At 63.8% G+C, this 16,669-nt stretch carries 17 protein-coding genes; 16 read left to right on the forward strand and 1 reads right to left on the reverse strand.

Annotated features, from left to right (window positions below; all coding sequences use genetic code 11):
* Positions 1–215: 215 nt before the first annotated feature.
* Complete coding sequence (locus AABQ55_RS06295) at positions 216–461, reverse strand: hypothetical protein (RefSeq protein ID WP_272804416.1); 246 nt, start codon at positions 459–461, stop codon at positions 216–218.
* Positions 462–615: 154 nt separating this feature from the next.
* Here AABQ55_RS06295 and AABQ55_RS06300 point away from each other — a divergent pair, with 154 nt between their 5' ends.
* From AABQ55_RS06300 to fliR, 16 genes are all read left to right on the forward strand, one after another.
* Entirely contained in the window at positions 616–1,800 is a 1,185-nt protein-coding gene (locus AABQ55_RS06300; protein ID WP_244767541.1) for a flagellin N-terminal helical domain-containing protein, read from the forward strand.
* 312 nt (positions 1,801–2,112) lie between these two features.
* Positions 2,113–2,766: a hypothetical protein gene (locus tag AABQ55_RS06305; RefSeq protein WP_272804417.1), complete on the forward strand. Its 654-nt coding sequence runs from the start codon at positions 2,113–2,115 to the stop codon at positions 2,764–2,766.
* Complete coding sequence (locus AABQ55_RS06310) at positions 2,763–3,986, forward strand: MotB family protein (RefSeq protein ID WP_272804418.1); 1,224 nt, start codon at positions 2,763–2,765, stop codon at positions 3,984–3,986. Before AABQ55_RS06305 ends, AABQ55_RS06310 begins: the two co-directional genes overlap by 4 nt.
* Positions 3,987–3,990: 4 nt before the next feature.
* Positions 3,991–5,304 (forward strand): chemotaxis protein MotC, encoded by a 1,314-nt coding sequence (motC, locus tag AABQ55_RS06315; RefSeq protein WP_443021083.1) that lies wholly within the window; start codon positions 3,991–3,993, stop codon positions 5,302–5,304.
* A complete protein-coding gene (fliK, locus tag AABQ55_RS06320) occupies positions 5,301–6,710 on the forward strand; it encodes a flagellar hook-length control protein FliK (protein WP_272804420.1) in 1,410 nt (469 codons plus the stop codon). The genes motC and fliK overlap by 4 nt, the downstream gene beginning before the upstream one ends.
* Entirely contained in the window at positions 6,634–7,212 is a 579-nt protein-coding gene (locus AABQ55_RS06325; RefSeq protein ID WP_272804421.1) for a transglycosylase SLT domain-containing protein, read from the forward strand. The genes fliK and AABQ55_RS06325 overlap by 77 nt, the downstream gene beginning before the upstream one ends.
* Positions 7,213–7,493: 281 nt before the next feature.
* Positions 7,494–8,168 (forward strand): transcriptional activator Rem, encoded by a 675-nt coding sequence (rem, locus tag AABQ55_RS06330; protein ID WP_244767547.1) that lies wholly within the window; start codon positions 7,494–7,496, stop codon positions 8,166–8,168.
* 111 nt (positions 8,169–8,279) lie between these two features.
* Positions 8,280–9,479 carry a flagellar hook protein FlgE gene (locus AABQ55_RS06335; RefSeq protein ID WP_272804422.1) on the forward strand — a complete coding sequence of 400 codons (1,200 nt, stop codon included), beginning with the start codon at positions 8,280–8,282 and terminating at the stop codon, positions 9,477–9,479.
* 44 nt (positions 9,480–9,523) lie between these two features.
* Entirely contained in the window at positions 9,524–10,936 is a 1,413-nt protein-coding gene (gene flgK / locus AABQ55_RS06340; protein WP_244767549.1) for a flagellar hook-associated protein FlgK, read from the forward strand.
* Positions 10,937–10,939: 3 nt separating this feature from the next.
* Complete coding sequence (locus AABQ55_RS06345; protein ID WP_244767550.1) at positions 10,940–12,007, forward strand: flagellar hook-associated family protein; 1,068 nt, start codon at positions 10,940–10,942, stop codon at positions 12,005–12,007.
* Between the two features lie 38 nt (positions 12,008–12,045).
* Positions 12,046–12,399, forward strand: coding sequence for a flagellar biosynthesis regulator FlaF (gene flaF / locus AABQ55_RS06350; protein ID WP_244767551.1), 354 nt, complete (start codon positions 12,046–12,048; stop codon positions 12,397–12,399).
* Positions 12,396–12,842: a flagellar biosynthesis repressor FlbT gene (gene flbT, locus AABQ55_RS06355; protein ID WP_272804423.1), complete on the forward strand. Its 447-nt coding sequence runs from the start codon at positions 12,396–12,398 to the stop codon at positions 12,840–12,842. The genes flaF and flbT overlap by 4 nt, the downstream gene beginning before the upstream one ends.
* On the forward strand, positions 12,836–13,282 hold the full coding sequence (gene flgD / locus AABQ55_RS06360; RefSeq protein ID WP_244767553.1) for a flagellar hook assembly protein FlgD: 447 nt from the start codon (positions 12,836–12,838) through the stop codon (positions 13,280–13,282). The genes flbT and flgD overlap by 7 nt, the downstream gene beginning before the upstream one ends.
* Complete coding sequence (gene fliQ / locus AABQ55_RS06365) at positions 13,279–13,545, forward strand: flagellar biosynthesis protein FliQ (protein WP_244767554.1); 267 nt, start codon at positions 13,279–13,281, stop codon at positions 13,543–13,545. Before flgD ends, fliQ begins: the two co-directional genes overlap by 4 nt.
* 285 nt (positions 13,546–13,830) lie before the next feature.
* Positions 13,831–15,918 (forward strand): flagellar biosynthesis protein FlhA, encoded by a 2,088-nt coding sequence (gene flhA / locus AABQ55_RS06370; RefSeq protein WP_272804424.1) that lies wholly within the window; start codon positions 13,831–13,833, stop codon positions 15,916–15,918.
* Entirely contained in the window at positions 15,915–16,667 is a 753-nt protein-coding gene (gene fliR, locus AABQ55_RS06375; protein WP_244767556.1) for a flagellar biosynthetic protein FliR, read from the forward strand. The genes flhA and fliR overlap by 4 nt, the downstream gene beginning before the upstream one ends.
* Positions 16,668–16,669: the final 2 nt, after the last annotated feature.

Below are 16,669 nucleotides of genomic sequence, written 5' to 3' on the forward strand. Positions count from 1 at the left end.
CCGGTTGGACGAAAACAATGTCACTTGAAACATGGCTCGAACGAGCCAGCGCATCGGAAGGGCATCATGCGCGGAACTGACACCAGCTCCGATCCCTACGCCATTTGGTCGCAAACGCCGTGCATTGGCTATGCTGTTCCGGGGCCGACTGAACAAGGCAGCAAAATTGCCCCAGCGGCCCTTTTCGACCATGCTAAGTTCTAAATCGGTAGCGTTTAATTTTGGGTTAACAGGCGCGCAGCTCCGGTTGTATCCTGTCCCGCGCTGTCTCCCGGCAAGCGCGGCCTCGCCGCAGAGGTGCGCAGGTTGTGCCAGGACAGGCCAGAATGCCGGGCGGCGCCGGCGGCGCCCATGAAGCAGATGTCGCCTTTCGTCGCCTTTGCCGCGAACCGTGAAATCTGGCTCCGGACGATAAACGCAATCTTCATCTTTCTTTGATCGTGCGCCAGGCCGTTAACCATTTGTTAACCACTCGCTGTTAACCCTTTCTTAAGAGCGATGAACCGGCGCCCAGGGCAAACGAGCGGCGCCGGATGCATGAAGCCCCTTCGTCGTTACCGGTCCCGCCTCACTCCGGCATGCTCCCCGACAATTCCTTTCCCAGGGCAAATGCCAATGACCAGCATATTGACCAACTCCGCCGCCATGGCGGCGCTGCAGACCCTCCGTTCCATCGACAACGGGCTTGAAACCGCGCAGAGCCGCGTCTCCTCCGGCATGCGCGTCGAAACCGCCGCCGACAACGCCGCCTACTGGTCGATCGCGACCACCATGCGCTCCGACAACCGCGCCCTCGCCACGGTCCAGGATGCCCTCGGCCTCGGCGCCGCCAAGGTCGATACGGCCTATGCCGGTCTGGAATCGGCCATCGAGGTCGTGACGGAAATCCGCGCGAAGCTTGTCGCCGCGACGGAAGAGGGTGTCGACAAGGCGAAGATCCAGGAAGAGATCACCCAGCTTCAGGCACAGCTCGTCAGCATCGCGGAAGGCGCCTCCTTCTCCGGCGAGAACTGGCTGCAGGCCGACCTGACGACGGCCGGCGGTTCCGTGAAAAAGAGCGTCGTCGCCTCCTTCGTCCGCAATGCGACGGGCGCCGTCTCCGTCAAGACGGTCGATTACATGCTCGATGACAGAACCGTCCTCTTCGACGAAGGCGGCAATCTCGGCATTCTCGACAAGGCGGCCGTGATCGAAGGACCGGCCGTTGCGCTCAATATCAATGTGGGCGGCACAGTTACCCAACATACCGTCGAGGCATTTACCACGGACGAGGTCATCGCCGCCGGCGCCGGTTCCTCCACCTTCGACGGCCGCTATGCCACCGACGGCGTGAACAACTACGTGAAGGTCGCCGACGACACCTGGGTGATCGCCGTGAACCAGACCACCGTCCCCAACCAGGAGGCTGCCTACCAGGACTCGCTCGGCCGCCTCTGGGCCGTCGATACGGCGAATGTCGTGGCCGCGACGACATCCTCGGTCGACACGATGGTCATCGACAATTCGACGACGACCGGCCAGATCGATGGCCTGCTGAAGATGGTGGATACGGCCTTGGAGGCGATGACCAGCGCTGCGGCCGACCTCGGGGCGATTTCGACCCGCATCGAGATGCAGGAGAGTTTCGTGGCCAGCCTCAACGACGTGATCGACAAGGGCATCGGCCGCCTGGTCGATGCGGACATGAACGAGGAATCGACCCGCCTGAAGGCGCTTCAGACCCAGCAGCAGCTCGGCATCCAGTCGCTGTCGATCGCCAATTCGAGCGCCGAGAACATCCTGCAGCTCTTCCGCCAGTAAGGGCGGCAGGTTCTCTTCCGCCCCGGCCGTTGGTCATCGGCCGAGGCGGGCGGTTGGGCCGCGTTATTTGCCCTGGCGCGGCCCAACACCTTTTATCTTCATCCTCGCACAAGTTTGAAACCCTAGGCTCGATGGCACGATCAGGAAGATTGTGTGCCTTTCGCCTCGCGGAAGGCGCGGTGTCTAAGGAGACAGGTCAGCGGTGGTGTCAGGTTCCAGTGTTTTCGAGAGCGAGCGTCGAAGCGGTCCGCGGGGTTCCCGTCGGGCCTTTCTCGCGTTCGTCCGGCACGCGGCAGGGCAGGAGGGCGCGCGATGAGCGTGCAGCTTGCCCGCTACCTCAAGGATTTCGGCGCTCCGCCGCGCCCTAGGGCCCCCGCCTTCCAGCCGCCGTCCTTCGGCGATGACGGGGGTGGCTCTGCGGCCCAGGCCTTCGTCATGCCATCGGCCGAGCCGCCGGTGGATCTTGCCGCCGAGCGTGCCGAGGCCTTCGCGGATGGCAGGGCGGAAGCCGAGACGGAGCTTCGTGCCAAGCACGAGGCCGAGATCGCGGCCCTGAAGGAGGCGCACCAGGCCGAGCTCGACAACCTGAAGGCGCGCTACGAGAAGGACTACGCCCGTGACCTCGCCGAGCGGTTTTCCACGCTCACGGGCGAGGTGGCCGAGCGCGTCGCCGCCGATACCGCCGAGGTATTGGCGCCGGTGATGAACGACGTGCTGGCGAGGGGCGCGATCGCCGACCTTGCCCGCATGATCGCCGAGGGCCTGCAGGGTGATGAAGGCATGGCGATAACGGTGAAGGGGCCGGCAAACCTCTTCCAGCAACTGGAATCGCATTTCGACGAACCCGCGCCGGTCTTCCGGCATGTCGAGATGCAGGATGTCGATTTGACGGTGGAGTTCGGCGACACCGTCCTCGTAACGCGGATGGCGGCCTGGGCTGACACCGTACGCAAGGTGCTTGCATGAGCGAAGGCGAAAATCACCACCACGGCAAGAACGAGATCATCATCGTCAAGCGTCATGGCGATCACGAGGGCGACCATCATTCGGCTGCCTGGAAGATCGCCTATGCCGACTTCATGACCGCGATGATGGCCTTCTTCCTCGTGATGTGGCTGGTCAATGCCGCCAACGAGAAGACCCAGGCCTCGGTCGCCTCCTATTTCAATCCGATCAAGCTGACCGACGACAAGCCGGCCGACAGATCGGTGAAGAAGCCGGCCAACAGCGCCGAAGGTGAGGCGACGCAGGACAAATCCAAGGAACAGGGTCAGCAGCAGGCGAGTGGCAACGGCGCGGAAAGCGGCAAGGACGAGAAGACGACGGCCGGCGAGGAAGTGCAGTATTCCGAGGCCAATTTCTTCGAGAATCCCTATTCCGTGCTCTCGGAGATCGCGCAGGAAGTCGGCCAGCAGGCGAATGTCAGCGCCAAGGGCGAGGGCGGTGCCGCCACTTCGGGGCCGGCGACCGGCGCCAATGGCGGCGAAGCCTACCGTGACCCGTTCGATCCTGATTTCTGGACGCAGCAGGTGCAGATCTCCGAGGCGACGGATGCCGGCAGCGAGGGCACGCCGGGCCAGCAGATGGCGGCTGCCAGCGACGACACCGTGAAGCAGGCGCTCGCCAAGGAAGAGGCGGAGAAGGCCACGGCCGCGAAGGCCGAGGCGGAAAAGGCCGCCGCGGAGGCCGCCAAGGCCAGGGAAGACGAGAAGAAATCCGCCGAGGAGAAGAAGGCGGACGAATTGAAGAAGCAGCTGACCGCCGAGATCGGCAAGCTCGGCAAGCTGGCCGAGGGTCTCAGCGTGACGCCCGCCGAGGGGGGCCTGCTCGTCAGCCTCACCGACCAGCTTGACACGCCGATGTTCAACATCGGCTCGGCGGTGCCCAAGCGCGAGATGGTTCTGGCGATGGAGAAGATCGGCAAGGTGTTGGAAGGCCGCCCGGGCGCCATCGCCATCCGCGGCCATACCGACGCCCGTCCCTTCGCCGGCGGCAAGAACGACAACTGGCGCCTTTCCATGGACCGCGCGCAGAGCGCCTACTACATGCTGGTGCGCGGCGGCCTGGAGGAGAAGCGCGTGAGCCAGGTGACCGGCTTTGCCGATCGCCGCCTGAAGGTCCCGGCCGATCCGATGGCCGATGCCAACCGCCGCATCGAAATCCTCATCCAGGCCGAGGGCAGCTGACGCCATGGGCTTCTTGCGGCGCGTTTTCCTGACAGGCACGGTCTTGTGCACGGCGCTTTCTGCCGTGGCGCCCGCGCGTGGCGAGAACCTCGACGACCTTGCGCCCTACAAGATGATCCGCTCGCTGCAATATGTGCAGGACACGGTGGCGCTCGGCGACCATTCGGCGATGGAGATGCAGCGCTTCCTGCTGAGCACCATCGACGAGCGGCTGCGCACGGGAGAAGCCGCGCTCTTCGACGACCCGCGCAATGTGGATGCTGCGCTCGTCTATGCGATGAGCGGCGGCAATCCCGAGACGCTGGAAGTGCTCATCAGGAAGGATGTCGACGGGCATTTCGATTCCCGCCTGACCGACGCTCTGCGCAGTTACCTCAGCGGTCGCGGCACGCAGAGCGTCAAGTCGCTCGCGGAGATCTTCCCGGAATACAAGCACTCGCGTGTCGGCCCCTATCTGGCCCTCGTCTCGGCCAACTCGGTCATGCGCAAGGACCCGGCGCTGGCGCTCACCTATTTCGACTGGGCGCGGCTCGTCGCCCCCGGCACGATCGTCGAGGAGGCCGCGCTGCGCCGCTCGATCTACATCGCCAGCGAGGCGGGCTGGATCGACAAGAGCATGGTCTATGCCAACCGCTATGCGCGCCGCTACCTGCGCTCGCCCTATGCCAGCCAGTTCGCCGATCTCTTCGTCAAGCTGGCGGTCGACCACTACGGGGCCATCAAGGAAGATGATATCCTTGAACTCCTCTCCTTCATGGATGTGCCGCGCCGGCGCGAGGTCTATCTGCGCATGGCGCGCCTGGCCGCGATCTCTGGAAAGAACAAGCTCGCCTCGCTCGCCGCCGAGCGCGCCCAGGTGCTGTCCGGCGACGGGGAGAGCGTGCCGAAGGTATTGGCGGACCTTTATTCGGGCCTCGCCTCCGTTCCCTCCGGCGATGTGGCGGCGGCAATGGAATCGATCATCGCCATCCCCGATGACAAGCTCTCGGCGAAGGATCGCGCGCTGAAGGCCGCGGCCCGCGCCGTGGCCGAGGAGGTGCTGCGCGAACCGGCGGCGAAGGCGGAGGCGGACGTCGCCACGCCCATAGAGGCCGAGGACGCTGCCCGCGAAGGGTTGAGCGAAGCCGGGCTGGCCGACCGGGCGATGGATCCGCGGGCGGGCGGCGAGGAGACGCCGGTCGCCGCAATCGAGCCGGAACAGGAAAAGAAAGAGCAGCCAGAAAAGGCGGACATCGATCCGGCCTTCGATACATTCGTTTCGAGCGGCAGGTCCAAGCTCGACGAAATCGACGCGCTGTTGAAGGGAGAAGGCAGTTGAGCACCATCGGTAGCGGGGTTTTGGGCATCGTGCAGGGGCAGGCGCCGGGCAAGGGCAAGGCCGGCCACGGCCATGCCGCAGGCGCTTCGGAAGAGGGCGGTTTTGCCAATGCGATTGCCAGCCTTTCCGGACGGGAGGGCGATGGCGGGCGCAAGGGCGGACGGCTGTCCGTCTCCGGGACGGCCGGCCGCGGCCAGCGGGAAGGCGGCGAGGCTGAAGAGGGGCGGGTGAAGCTTGCGCGCCGCGAGGCCGCGGCGCTGGCCGGTGCCGCCGGCAAGGCCGGCGTCGCTACGCCCGAAGGGGACAACCGGCCCTTTGACGAAAAGGCGGCGGCCCTGCTGGAGGCCGCAGGCCGCCAAGGCCGCAAGACACAGGGCGAGACGCACGAGGGCAGGACCGTCGCGCGTGATGCCGACGAGGCGGCCGCGGACGACGGCGCCACGGCGGCGGACAGAACGCAGGAAGCCGCGCCGAAAGCGGGGACGGATGTCGGCAATCTCCTTGAGATGCTGGCGACGCCGAATGCCGTGCCGCTCGATGCGGCTGCGAAGGCCGGCGTGCCCGACGCAAAGCCGCAGGTCGGAGCCAAGGCATCGACCAAGGTCGATGCGCGCGCCGATGCCGCGGCCAGGGCCGATGGAACCCATATGGCCGACACCGCGGATGCCGGCGACGTGCCCCAGTCGGATGCCGACCAGCTCTTCCGGCTGATCCGCGCCGACGGCAAGGGGCGGGATCTCGACATGAGCCTTTCGGACAAGGGCGAGCGGGCGACGTTCCGCGATGCCAACCCGACCGGGCCGAAGGGCGAGACGGTGACCGTGGTCGATGCACGCCGCTACATCGGCCTTGCGCAGGCCGGCAATGCGGGGGCCGTGACGACGGCGATCACGCAGGATCCGCAATGGGCGGCCTCGCTCAGCGCCACCGGCGGGCTCAGCCATTCGGAAGCCGCGGCCACCGGCAAGGTCGTCAACACGCTGAAGATCCAGATGCACCCGATCGAGCTCGGTCTCGTGACGGCGACGCTGCGCCTGCACGGCGACGACCTCGTCGTCTCGCTGCAGGTGGAGACGGGCGAGGCCTATCGCCAGCTCACCGATGATCAGGACGCGATCGTGCGCGCGCTGCGCGGTCAGGGCTTTGCCGTCGACCAGGTCAGCGTCCAGCTCGCGCCGGCCGACAGGAGCGCGAATGCGCAGCAGGGCGACAGCCAGAGCCAGCAGCAACAGCAGCAGTTCTCGAACCAGCCGCAGGCCCGCGAGGGCGGCAATGGCCGTCAGGGCGGCGGAGAGGGCACGGGCAATTTTATACGCGAGGGAGCCTCTCATGAGGGCAACACGTCGGACACCGCTCCTGGCTTTGCTGGCGGCCAGCCTCAGCGCTCTGGCGGCGTCTATCTCTGACGCCGGAGCCTCCGTTGGCGCCTGCGAGCGGGAAATCCTCGCCGCCGCTGCGAAATACGACATCCCGGCGGGCATCCTCTATTCCGTCGGTCTCACCGAGACCGGCCGGAAGGGATCGCTCCAGCCCTATGCCATGAACATCGAGGGCAAGGCCTTCTTCGGCCGTGACAGGAAGGACGCCCTGCGGGCATTCGAGACGGCGAGGGCCCAGGGCGCCAAGCTGATCGACCTCGGCTGCATGCAGATCAATCATCACTTCCACGGCGACCAGTTCGCCTCGCCCGCGGAAATGTTCGACCCGCGCAAGAATGTCGAATATGCGGCATCCTTCCTGGCGCGCCTGCACGCCCGGCACGAGACCTGGACGATGGCCGTCGCACGTTATCACGCCGGCCCCAACAACGACCCGGCGCAGAAGCGCTACGTATGCCGGGTGATCGCGAACCTGGTCGCGACGGGCTATGGAAGCTGGACGGCGAACGCGAAACAGTTCTGCCGGTAATTCAACTAAAAGTTTAAACATCGACCCGATGGCGGCCTGTGCCGCAATGTGGCAGGAATACGCCCAGTTTTGGGACGGCAAGGCATGACGTTAACCTTTGTTAACTTTTCCACCGTAAAATTGTGGCGAAATTCGCCGAAAGCCACTATATGTAGATCAAATCGGCACGCAATTCTTAATCAACTGTTAATTCCACCCAGTCACTTTCTCTAGTTGCCGGTGATTCGCCCGATTCGTACCACTGCCTGAACGAGGCACCACACTGATTCGGAGGCGGACGAATGATCGTAGTGGTTGATGAGCGCGAGCTCGTTAAAGACGGCTATACTTCTCTTTTTGGTCGCGAGGGCGTGCCCTCGACGGGGTTCGATCCCCGTGAATTCGGCGAGTGGGTGAACACCGCGGCCGATTCGGACATCGATGCGGTCGAGGCTTTCCTGATCGGCCAGGGCCAGCTCTCCATGGAGCTGCCACGGGCGATCCGTGATCGCTCGCAGGCCCCCGTGATCGCGGTCAGCGACACGCCCTCCCTGGAAACCACCCTCGCCCTCTTCGACAGCGGCGTCGACGACGTCGTGCGCAAGCCGGTGCATCCCCGTGAGATCCTGGCCCGTGCGGCGGCCATCCGGCGCCGCCTGAAGGCGCTGTCCAACTACACCGATATCGGCCCGATCCGTGTCTTCTCCGATGGTCGCGACCCGGAAATCGCCGGTGACGTCTTCCCCCTGCCGCGCCGCGAGCGCCGCATTCTCGAATATTTGGTCGCCAACCGCGGCCGCCGGCTTTCCAAGACCCAGATCTTCAACGCGATCTACGGCATCTTCGACGAGGACGTCGAGGAGAACGTCGTCGAAAGCCACATCAGCAAGCTGCGCAAGAAGCTGCGCAAGAAGCTCGGTTTCGACCCGATCGATTCCAAGCGCTTCCTTGGCTACTGCATCGACTGGCAGGGCTGAGCCGATGGTGCCGGCTGGCGGGGAGGCGGACCCTGCCAGGCGGCTCGGCAGCCAGCTTCACGCAAGGCCCGTCCCATAGGGTCCTGAGTATGAGACGAACGGGGAAATGACATGAGCCTCTACGGTACGATGAGAACGGGTGTTTCCGGCATGAATGCGCAGGCGAATCGCCTGAGCACCGTTGCCGACAACATCGCCAACGCGAACACGACGGGCTACAAGAAGGCCTCCACCCAGTTCTCCTCGCTGATCCTGCCCACCACCGGCGGTTCCTACAATTCCGGCGGCGTGAACACGGATGTGCGCTATTCCATCTCCGCACAGGGCACCTTCACCTACACGACATCGGCGACGGACCTTGCCATCAACGGCAAGGGTTTCTTCATCGTCTCGGGCACGGACGGCCAGGAATACATGACCCGCGCCGGCGCCTTCACCGTCATGGACGACGGCTCGTTGCAGAATTCCTCCGGCTTCAAGCTGATGGGATACGAATATTCCTCCACCGAGGACCCGACGATCGTCGTCAACGGCTTCGATGGTCTCCAGGAGATCAACCTTGCCTCCGGCGCGCTCAATGCGACCGGCTCGACGGCAGGTGCGCTCGACGTCAACCTGCCGTCCAACGAAGTGGCGGGCTATTCGAAGTCGACCTCTCTCGTCGCCTATGACAGCCAGGGCAACACCCGGCTGATCGAATTCAATTACGTGAAGACGGGCGACAATGCCTGGACGGTCGAGGCGACCTACGAAGGCACCACAATCGCCGGCCCAGAGCCCATGACATTCGATGCGGAAGGCAAGCTGCTCACGCCCTCGCCGGCAAGCATTACCACGGCGGCCCAGCCCATCAACGGCGCCGAACTCAGCGCGCTTGAGATCAGCATCGGCGGTTCCAGCCAGCTCGCCTCCCCGTTTGACGTGTCCAACGGCAAGATCAACGGCAATGGCGCCAGCAAGGTCACCGGCTACGAGATCAGCGAGGATGGTGTCGTTTCGCTGAAATATGACAACGGGCAGCTGACGCCGAAATTCCGGATCGCGATGGCGTCCGTGCAGAGCCCGGACAACCTGAAGCCGCTGCCGGGCAACATCTATGCGCAGAGCAACGACTCGGGCGTCGTCGTCATGGGCTACGCCGGCACCAACGGTTATGGAGCGATCGTTTCCGGCGCGCTGGAGGACTCCAACGTCGACATCGCGGAAGAACTGACGAGCATGATCGAGTCGCAGCGCAACTACACGGCCAACTCGAAGGTCTTTCAGACCGGTTCCGAGCTGATGGAAGTCCTCGTCAATCTGAAGAGATAAGCCGGCATGACGCCGCGCGTGCATTCGAGAATTAGGTAGATCCGATGTCGCTTTCAGCAGCAATGAAGACTGCTCAGTCCAGTTTCTCCAACGTCGGCCTTCAATCGGCCGTCACGTCGAAGAACATTGCCAATGCAAGCAACCCGAACTACGCGCGCCGCGCCGCGATCCTCGCGACGGCTACCTCCGGTGCCACGGTGGTGGAAACGCAGCGTGCCCAGAACGAGGCCCTGCTGAAGCAGAACCTGCTCTCGATCTCCAAGTCGAGCGGCCAGGACACGCTCCTGGCCGGCCTGACGCAGATGAAGATGATGATGGGCGGCGAGGACTATGAGATCGCCCCCTCCACCTATCTGGCGAAGCTGCGCGACAATCTCCAGACTTTCGCCGACAAGCCGAGCGAGATCTCGCTCGCCGAAACGGTGGTGTCGGACGCGATCGACGTCGCCAATTCGCTGAACAGCACGTCGAATGCCCTGCAGAAGCTGAGGGCCGAGGCGGACGCCGACATCGACACGGCGGTGACGGAACTCAACCGCCTGCTCAGCGAATTCAAGACCTACAACGACAAGGTCCGCCTGGGCACGGCCGCCGGAACCGACGTCAACGACGCGCTCGACCAGCGCGACAAGCTGCTGACCGAGATTTCGGGGATCGTCGGCGTCACCGCGGTCAACCGCACACACAACGACCTGGCGCTCTACACCAGCGACGGCACGGTGCTGTTCGAGACCGTGCCGCGCACCGTCAGCTTCCAGCCCACGACCACCTTCACCGCTGCCGTCGACGGCAACCAGGTGCTCATCGACGGCGTGCCCGTCCAGGCAGGGGCCGGCGGCAACACCAGCGCGCAAGGCACGATCGCGGCCCTCCTGCAGATCCGCGACTACGTCGCGCCGACCTTCCAGAAGCAGCTCGACGAGGTCGCCCGCGGCGTCATCGAGGTGTTCTCCGAAGGCGGGGTCGAAGGCCTCTTTATCAGCAACGGCCTGCCCGCCGTCACGGATCCGGGCCTTGCCGCGGTCATCAGGGTCAACCCCGACGTCATATCGAGCGAAGGCGGCAGCCCGACGAAGCTGCGGGACGGGATCAACGCCGTCTACAACACGGGCAACAATGCCAGCTTCTCGGATCTTCTGAACGGCTATACGTCCGCCTTCGAGGCGCCGATGTCCTTCGACCCGGACGCATCCATCGAAACGACGACGACGCTCCTTTCCTTCTCGACCAGCTCGGTCGGCTGGCTGGAGGAGATCCGCAGGGCCGCGACGACGGCGGGCGACGACAAGGCCGCCCTGCTCGGGCGTACCCAGGAGGCCCTTCTCAACGTGACGGCCGTCAGCCTTGACGAGGAACTCGCCCTGCTGCTCGACCTCGAGCAGTCCTACAAGGCGTCGGCCAAGCTCGTGGCGGCGGTCGATGAAATGATCGCGGCCCTCCTTCAGGCGGCGGGGTAAGTTATGAAGACTTCTTTCGTTTCCAACATGTCCCTTCAAAATGCGATGCGGCTCACCGTGGCCAGCGCGCAGAAGGAGATGTTGCAGCTTCAGGAGGAAACGGTCACCGGCCGCCATGCGGATGTCGGCGCCGTGCTCGGCGCCAAGACGGCGCGCACGCTGAACCTGCACCGCGATCTCCAGCGCATGGAATCGCTGAAGAGCACAAACGCGCTGACGACGCAGCGCCTCGCCGCCTCGCAGGAGGCGCTCGGCCAGATGTCGACGGCGGCGAACGATGCGATGGGCGTGCTGATCGCGCTTTCCGGCATCACCTCGCAGGACCAGCTGGACCTCGCGAAGGAAAATCTCGGCAACGCGTTCTCGGCCTTCACCTCGGCCGCCAACACCTCGTTCAGCGGCGAATACCTCTTTGCCGGCATCAACACGGACGTAATGCCGCTCAAGGAATATTCCCAGGACCTGCCGCCGCCTGAACAGAATCCGAAGGACGTGTTCGACGATACGTTCTTTGCGCATTTCGGTTTTCAGAAGACGGACGCCGCGGTCTCCGACATCACGGCGTCGGACATGCAGGCCTTCGTCGAGAAGCTCGAAGCTGAATTTGTCGGCCCGACCTCGAGCTGGCAGACGAACTGGTCGAATGCGTCGGACGAGAACATGCAGAGCCGCATCAGCGCCGCGGAGACCGTCCAGAGCTCGACCAACACCAATGTGGACGGCATGCGCTACATGGCGCTTGGTCTCGTCCTGGGGCAGGAGCTGATGGCTCTCGGCATCAGCGAGCAGACCCGCAAGACGGTCAGCGACGCAGCGATCGACTATATGGGCCGGGCGATCTCCGGCATCGACGGCGAACGTTCCAAGCTCGGCATTTCCGAGGCCCGCGTCAGCCAGGCGAACACCTCGCTCAATGCCCAGGTCGCCATCCTGAGCACCAGCATCAAGGACATGGAAAGCATCGATACCTACGAGGCGGCGACCCGCGTCACCACGCTCGAATCGCAGCTTTCGCTCGCCTACACGCTCACGTCGAGGATCCAGAACCTGAGCCTATTGAACTACCTCTGATGAACCAGAGGGTACGGACACACATGAAGGATGTCTGAATGTACCAGTTTTCATATGCCGAGATCATGGAGGAAGGCGTCGCCGTCTCGAAGGATCGGGAACGGCAGGTCCTCGATCGGTCGATTGCGCTCCTGAAAGCGGCAATGGCCAGCGACGGCGGCAACCAGAGCCGGGAGGCGGTGGAGGCGATCTACTTCACCCGCCGCGTCTGGATCCGCTTCATCGAAGATCTCGGAGATCCGGAAAACCAGCTCGAGGCCGAGCTTCGGGCCAACCTCATCTCGATCGCCATTTGGATTCTCAAGGAAATCGAGAAGATCCGCAAACGCGAATCCTCGAATTTCCAGGGCATCATCGACATCACCACCATCATCAAGGATGGCATCAAATGAAAAGTACACTGCGTATATCGCTGAAGTCCGGTGAGCGCATCTTCGTCAACGGCGCAGTCCTGAGGGTCGACCGCAAGGTTGCGATCGAGTTCCTGAACGATGTCACGTTCCTTCTGGAAAACCACGTCCTGCAGCCCGAACAGGCCACGACGCCGCTTCGCCAGCTCTATTTCATCGCGCAGATGTCGCTGATCAATCCGGAGGGCGCCGAGCAGTCGGTCGCCATGTTCCGCAAGTCGGTCATCATGCTGCTCTCCTGCTTCAAGAACGAGGAGGTGCTCGCCGAGCTGAAGCGCGTCGACGCCCTCGTCACCCAGGGCCGTGCCTTCGAAGCGCTGAAGGCGATCCGCGCGCTCTATCCGATCGAGGATCGCATCCTCAACAACCAGGAAATGGCACCGGCCACGGTCGAACAGATCCGCAGGGAGATCGCCCCATGGTAACGCCCGTCGGCGCCGCGGGCGCCTCCCAGTCCTATGTGCCGACCGTCACCGGCGCCGAATCCACCACCGACGAGAAGTCGGCGACGATCAACTACGAGAGCTTCCTGAAGCTGCTCGTGGCGCAGATGAAGAACCAGGATCCGACCGAGCCGATGGACGCGACCCAGCAGATGGCGCAGCTTGCGACCTTCTCCCAGGTCGAGCAGACCATCAAGACGAACAAGAACCTGGAAAGCCTGTTGCAGCGCACCTCGCTGCAGGAAGCCAACTCCGTCATCGGCCGCACCGTCACCAGTGAGGACGGCAAGATTTCTGGCGTCGTCACGGACGTCACGCTATATAATGACGGTATCGTCGCGACGCTTGATTCGGGCAAGACGCTCGTCATCGGCCCCGGCGTGAAGGTCAGCGAAACCAAGGCGAGTGAAACCGAAACGTGAATGAGGCAGACGCCCTCGACATCGCGCAGGCCGCCATCTGGACAGTGGTGGTGGCCTCCGGCCCGGCCGTGCTTGCCGCAATGATCGTCGGCGTCGCCATTGCCTTCGTGCAGGCGCTGACCCAGGTGCAGGAAATGACCCTCACCTTCGTGCCGAAAATCCTCGCGATCTTCGTGACGATCGCTATATCGGCCCCCTTCATCGGCGCGCAGATCTCCATCTTCACCAATATCGTCTTCTCCCGAATAGAGAGCGGCTTCTAAGGCCGGCGTCTGGGGCGTGGTTCCTCGGGACGAGCCCGAGGATGACGACAGAAGGGATGTGGTTCGGTCGTTGGCGCCGTCCCGCATGCCGCACCATTTCGTGGTGCGGAGCCTCTCCTCCCCGTCATCCTCGGGCTCGTCCCGAGGATCCACAGTTCCCAAGCGCCCGAAGCCGCCGGAGCCCGCTGCCACCCTCGCGCAAGCTTCGCCGGGTAGGTCATGGGGTGAAATGGGCGACGCGTGTGACGCGCCGCCGCCTCTCATGAAGAGATGGGACGCATCCAGATGGCGCAAGTACCGGCAATAAACCTTCCGAAGGTCAGCCCCAGCGGCCGCGATATCGCATTCGCCGTGGGCATCCTGACGATCCTGTCGATCCTCTTCCTGCCGATCCCGGCCTTCATGATCGACATCGGGCTGGCGTTCTCTATCGCCTTCTCGGTGCTGATCCTGATGGTGGCGCTGTGGATCCAGCGCCCGCTCGACTTCTCGTCCTTCCCGACGGTCCTCCTCATCGCGACCATGGTGCGCCTCGCGCTCAACATCGCGACGACGCGCGTCATCCTCTCGCACGGCAATGAGGGGCACGACGCGGCGGGCGGCGTGATCGCCGGCTTTGCCAGCCTCGTCATGTCCGGCGACTTCGTCATCGGTATCATCGTCTTCATGATCCTCATCGTGGTGAACTTCATCGTCATCACCAAGGGTGCGACGCGTATCGCCGAAGTCGGCGCGCGCTTCACCCTCGATGCCATTCCCGGCAAGCAGATGTCGATCGACGCCGACCTTTCCGCCGGCCTCATCGACGAGAAGCAGGCGCAGCTGCGCCGCCGCGAGCTGGAGGAGGAGAGCTCGTTCTTCGGTTCGATGGACGGTGCCTCGAAATTCGTGCGCGGCGACGCCATTGCGGGTCTCATCATCACCGCCATCAATGTCTTCGGCGGCATCATCATCGGCTACTTCCGTCACGGCATGGAACTGGGCGAAGCCGCCGACGTCTTCGTGAAACTGTCGGTCGGCGACGGTCTCGTCTCGCAGATCCCGGCCCTCATCGTCTCGCTCGCCGCCGGCCTCATCGTCTCGCGCGGCGGAACCGCCGGTTCCACCGACCAGGCGGTCATCAACCAGCTCTCCGGCTATCCGCGTGCGCTCTTCGTCGCCGCCGGCCTGATGATCCTGCTCGCCATCATGCCGGGCCTGCCCTTCCTTCCGTTCATGGTGCTCGGCAGCGTCATGGCCTTCAGCGCCTGGATCATCCCGCGGCGCATCGCGGAGGAAAACCGCGTCAAGCGCGAGCTGGAGGCCCAGCAGGTCCAGCAGAGCCGCGACCAGGAGAAGGATTCGGTCAAGTCGGTACTCAAGACCGCAGAGATTGAGCTTCTCCTCGGCAAGCAGGTCTCCACCCGCCTTCTCGGCGCGCATCAGGAGCTTGCCTTCCGTGTCGGTAAGATGCGCAAGAAGTTCGCCGGGCAATACGGTTTCGTCGTGCCGGAAATCAAGGTTTCGGACGACATCTCCATTCCGGACAAGTCCTACCAGATCCGCATCCACGGCACGACGATCGCCTCCAACATCGTGCGTGTCGGCGAGGTTCTGGTCGTCACCGGCGGCGGGCGCAAGCCGAGCGTGCCGGGCGACGACATCCGCGAACCGGCCTTCGGCATGCCGGCGGTCTCGATCCTCGAAACCTTTGCGGACGACCTGCGCCGCGAGGGTTTCCACCCGATCGACAACGTCTCGGTGGTTCTCACGCACCTGTCCGAGGTCATCCGCAACAACCTGCCGCAGCTTCTGTCCTACAAGGACGTGAAGGCGCTCATCGAGCGGCTTGATCCGGAATACCGCAAGCTGGCCGACGAGATCTGCTCCTCGCACATGTCCTATTCCGGCCTCCAGGCCGTGCTGAAGCTGCTGCTTGCCGAGCGCGTCTCCATCCGCAACCTGCACCTCATCCTCGAAGCGGTCGCCGAACTCGCCCCGCATGTGCGCAAGACCGAGCAGATCGTCGAGCATGTGCGCATCCGCATGTCGCAGCAGATCTGCGGCGACCTGGCGGAGAACGGCGTGCTGCCGGTGCTGCGCCTCGGCAACAAGTGGGACATGGTCTTCCACCAGGCGCTCAAGCGCGACAGCAAGGGCGAAATCGTCGAATTCGACATCGATCCGCGCCAGCTCGAGGAGTTTTCCGAACAGGCGACCCGGGTTATCCGCGAGTTTCTCGATCGCGGCACGCCCTTTGTGCTGGTCACCTCGCCCGAATCCCGCTCTTATGTGCGCATGATCATCGAGCGCCTCTTCGCCACATTGCCGGTTCTCTCGCATGTCGAGCTCGCCAAGGGCATCGAGATCAAGATCCTCGGCTCCATTTCATGATCGCGGACCCGCAGGGCACGGTGCTGGCGTTGTTCGCCGCCTTCTGCCGTGTCGGCGGGTGCTTCATGTTGCTGCCGGGCTTTTCGTCCGCGCGCCTGACGATCCAGATCCGTCTGTTCCTGGCGGTGGCGATCTCCATGGCGGTGCTGCCGATCCTGTGGGATACGATCTATCCGCGCACCTCCGGCACGCTCGACAGCTATCTCACGCTCATCGTCTTCGAGACGCTGACCGGCGCCGTCATCGGCCTCATCGCCCGCTACTACGTGCTCGGCCTGCAATTCGCCGGCACGGTGCTGACGATGATGATGGGCTTCAACGCGCCGCCGACGCCCGACGTGCTGGAAGACACGGCGGAGAACCAGCTGACGAACCTTCTCTCCTTCGCCGGCCTGCTGGTGCTCTTCATGCTGGATTTCCACCATGTCGTGATGCGGGCGCTGGTCGAATCCTACAATGTCATGCCGATCGGCGCGGGCTTCAACCCGCAGGGTGCCCTGATCACGCTCACCGACACGCTGAGCCAGACCTTCATGATCATGCTGAGGCTCGCGAGCCCCTTCATCCTCTACGGCCTGGTCTTCAACGTCTCCGTCGGCCTCATCAACAAGCTGGCGCCGCAGATCCCCATCTACTTCGTCTCGCTGCCTTTCATCATCATGGGCGGGCTGCTCCTGCTCTATTTCGGCGTCTCCTCGCTGCTTGAGATCTTTGCGGCCGGCTTCACTCCGGTCTTCCGGGGGGAGTAGCG

Origin of the sequence: Shinella sp. WSD5-1 (assembly GCF_963942435.1) — a bacterium.
In the GTDB taxonomy this organism is placed as follows: Bacteria; Pseudomonadota; Alphaproteobacteria; order Rhizobiales; family Rhizobiaceae; genus Shinella; species Shinella yambaruensis.

Bases quoted from the DNA above. Each gene is read 5' to 3' on its own strand.
- AABQ55_RS06335 (WP_272804422.1), top strand. From the start codon at position 8,280: ATGAGCCTCTACGGTACGATGAGAACGGGTGTTTCCGGCATGAATGCG.
- AABQ55_RS06325 (WP_272804421.1), top strand. From the start codon at position 6,634: ATGAGGGCAACACGTCGGACACCGCTCCTGGCTTTGCTGGCGGCCAGC.
- flgK (WP_244767549.1), top strand. From the start codon at position 9,524: ATGTCGCTTTCAGCAGCAATGAAGACTGCTCAGTCCAGTTTCTCCAAC.
- fliR (WP_244767556.1), top strand. From the start codon at position 15,915: ATGATCGCGGACCCGCAGGGCACGGTGCTGGCGTTGTTCGCCGCCTTC.
- AABQ55_RS06305 (WP_272804417.1), top strand. From the start codon at position 2,113: ATGAGCGTGCAGCTTGCCCGCTACCTCAAGGATTTCGGCGCTCCGCCG.
- AABQ55_RS06295 (WP_272804416.1), bottom strand. From the start codon at position 461: ATGGTTAACGGCCTGGCGCACGATCAAAGAAAGATGAAGATTGCGTTT.
- rem (WP_244767547.1), top strand. From the start codon at position 7,494: ATGATCGTAGTGGTTGATGAGCGCGAGCTCGTTAAAGACGGCTATACT.
- flgD (WP_244767553.1), top strand. From the start codon at position 12,836: ATGGTAACGCCCGTCGGCGCCGCGGGCGCCTCCCAGTCCTATGTGCCG.
- flaF (WP_244767551.1), top strand. From the start codon at position 12,046: ATGTACCAGTTTTCATATGCCGAGATCATGGAGGAAGGCGTCGCCGTC.
- motC (WP_443021083.1), top strand. From the start codon at position 3,991: ATGGGCTTCTTGCGGCGCGTTTTCCTGACAGGCACGGTCTTGTGCACG.
- flhA (WP_272804424.1), top strand. From the start codon at position 13,831: ATGGCGCAAGTACCGGCAATAAACCTTCCGAAGGTCAGCCCCAGCGGC.
- AABQ55_RS06300 (WP_244767541.1), top strand. From the start codon at position 616: ATGACCAGCATATTGACCAACTCCGCCGCCATGGCGGCGCTGCAGACC.
- AABQ55_RS06310 (WP_272804418.1), top strand. From the start codon at position 2,763: ATGAGCGAAGGCGAAAATCACCACCACGGCAAGAACGAGATCATCATC.
- AABQ55_RS06345 (WP_244767550.1), top strand. From the start codon at position 10,940: ATGAAGACTTCTTTCGTTTCCAACATGTCCCTTCAAAATGCGATGCGG.
- flbT (WP_272804423.1), top strand. From the start codon at position 12,396: ATGAAAAGTACACTGCGTATATCGCTGAAGTCCGGTGAGCGCATCTTC.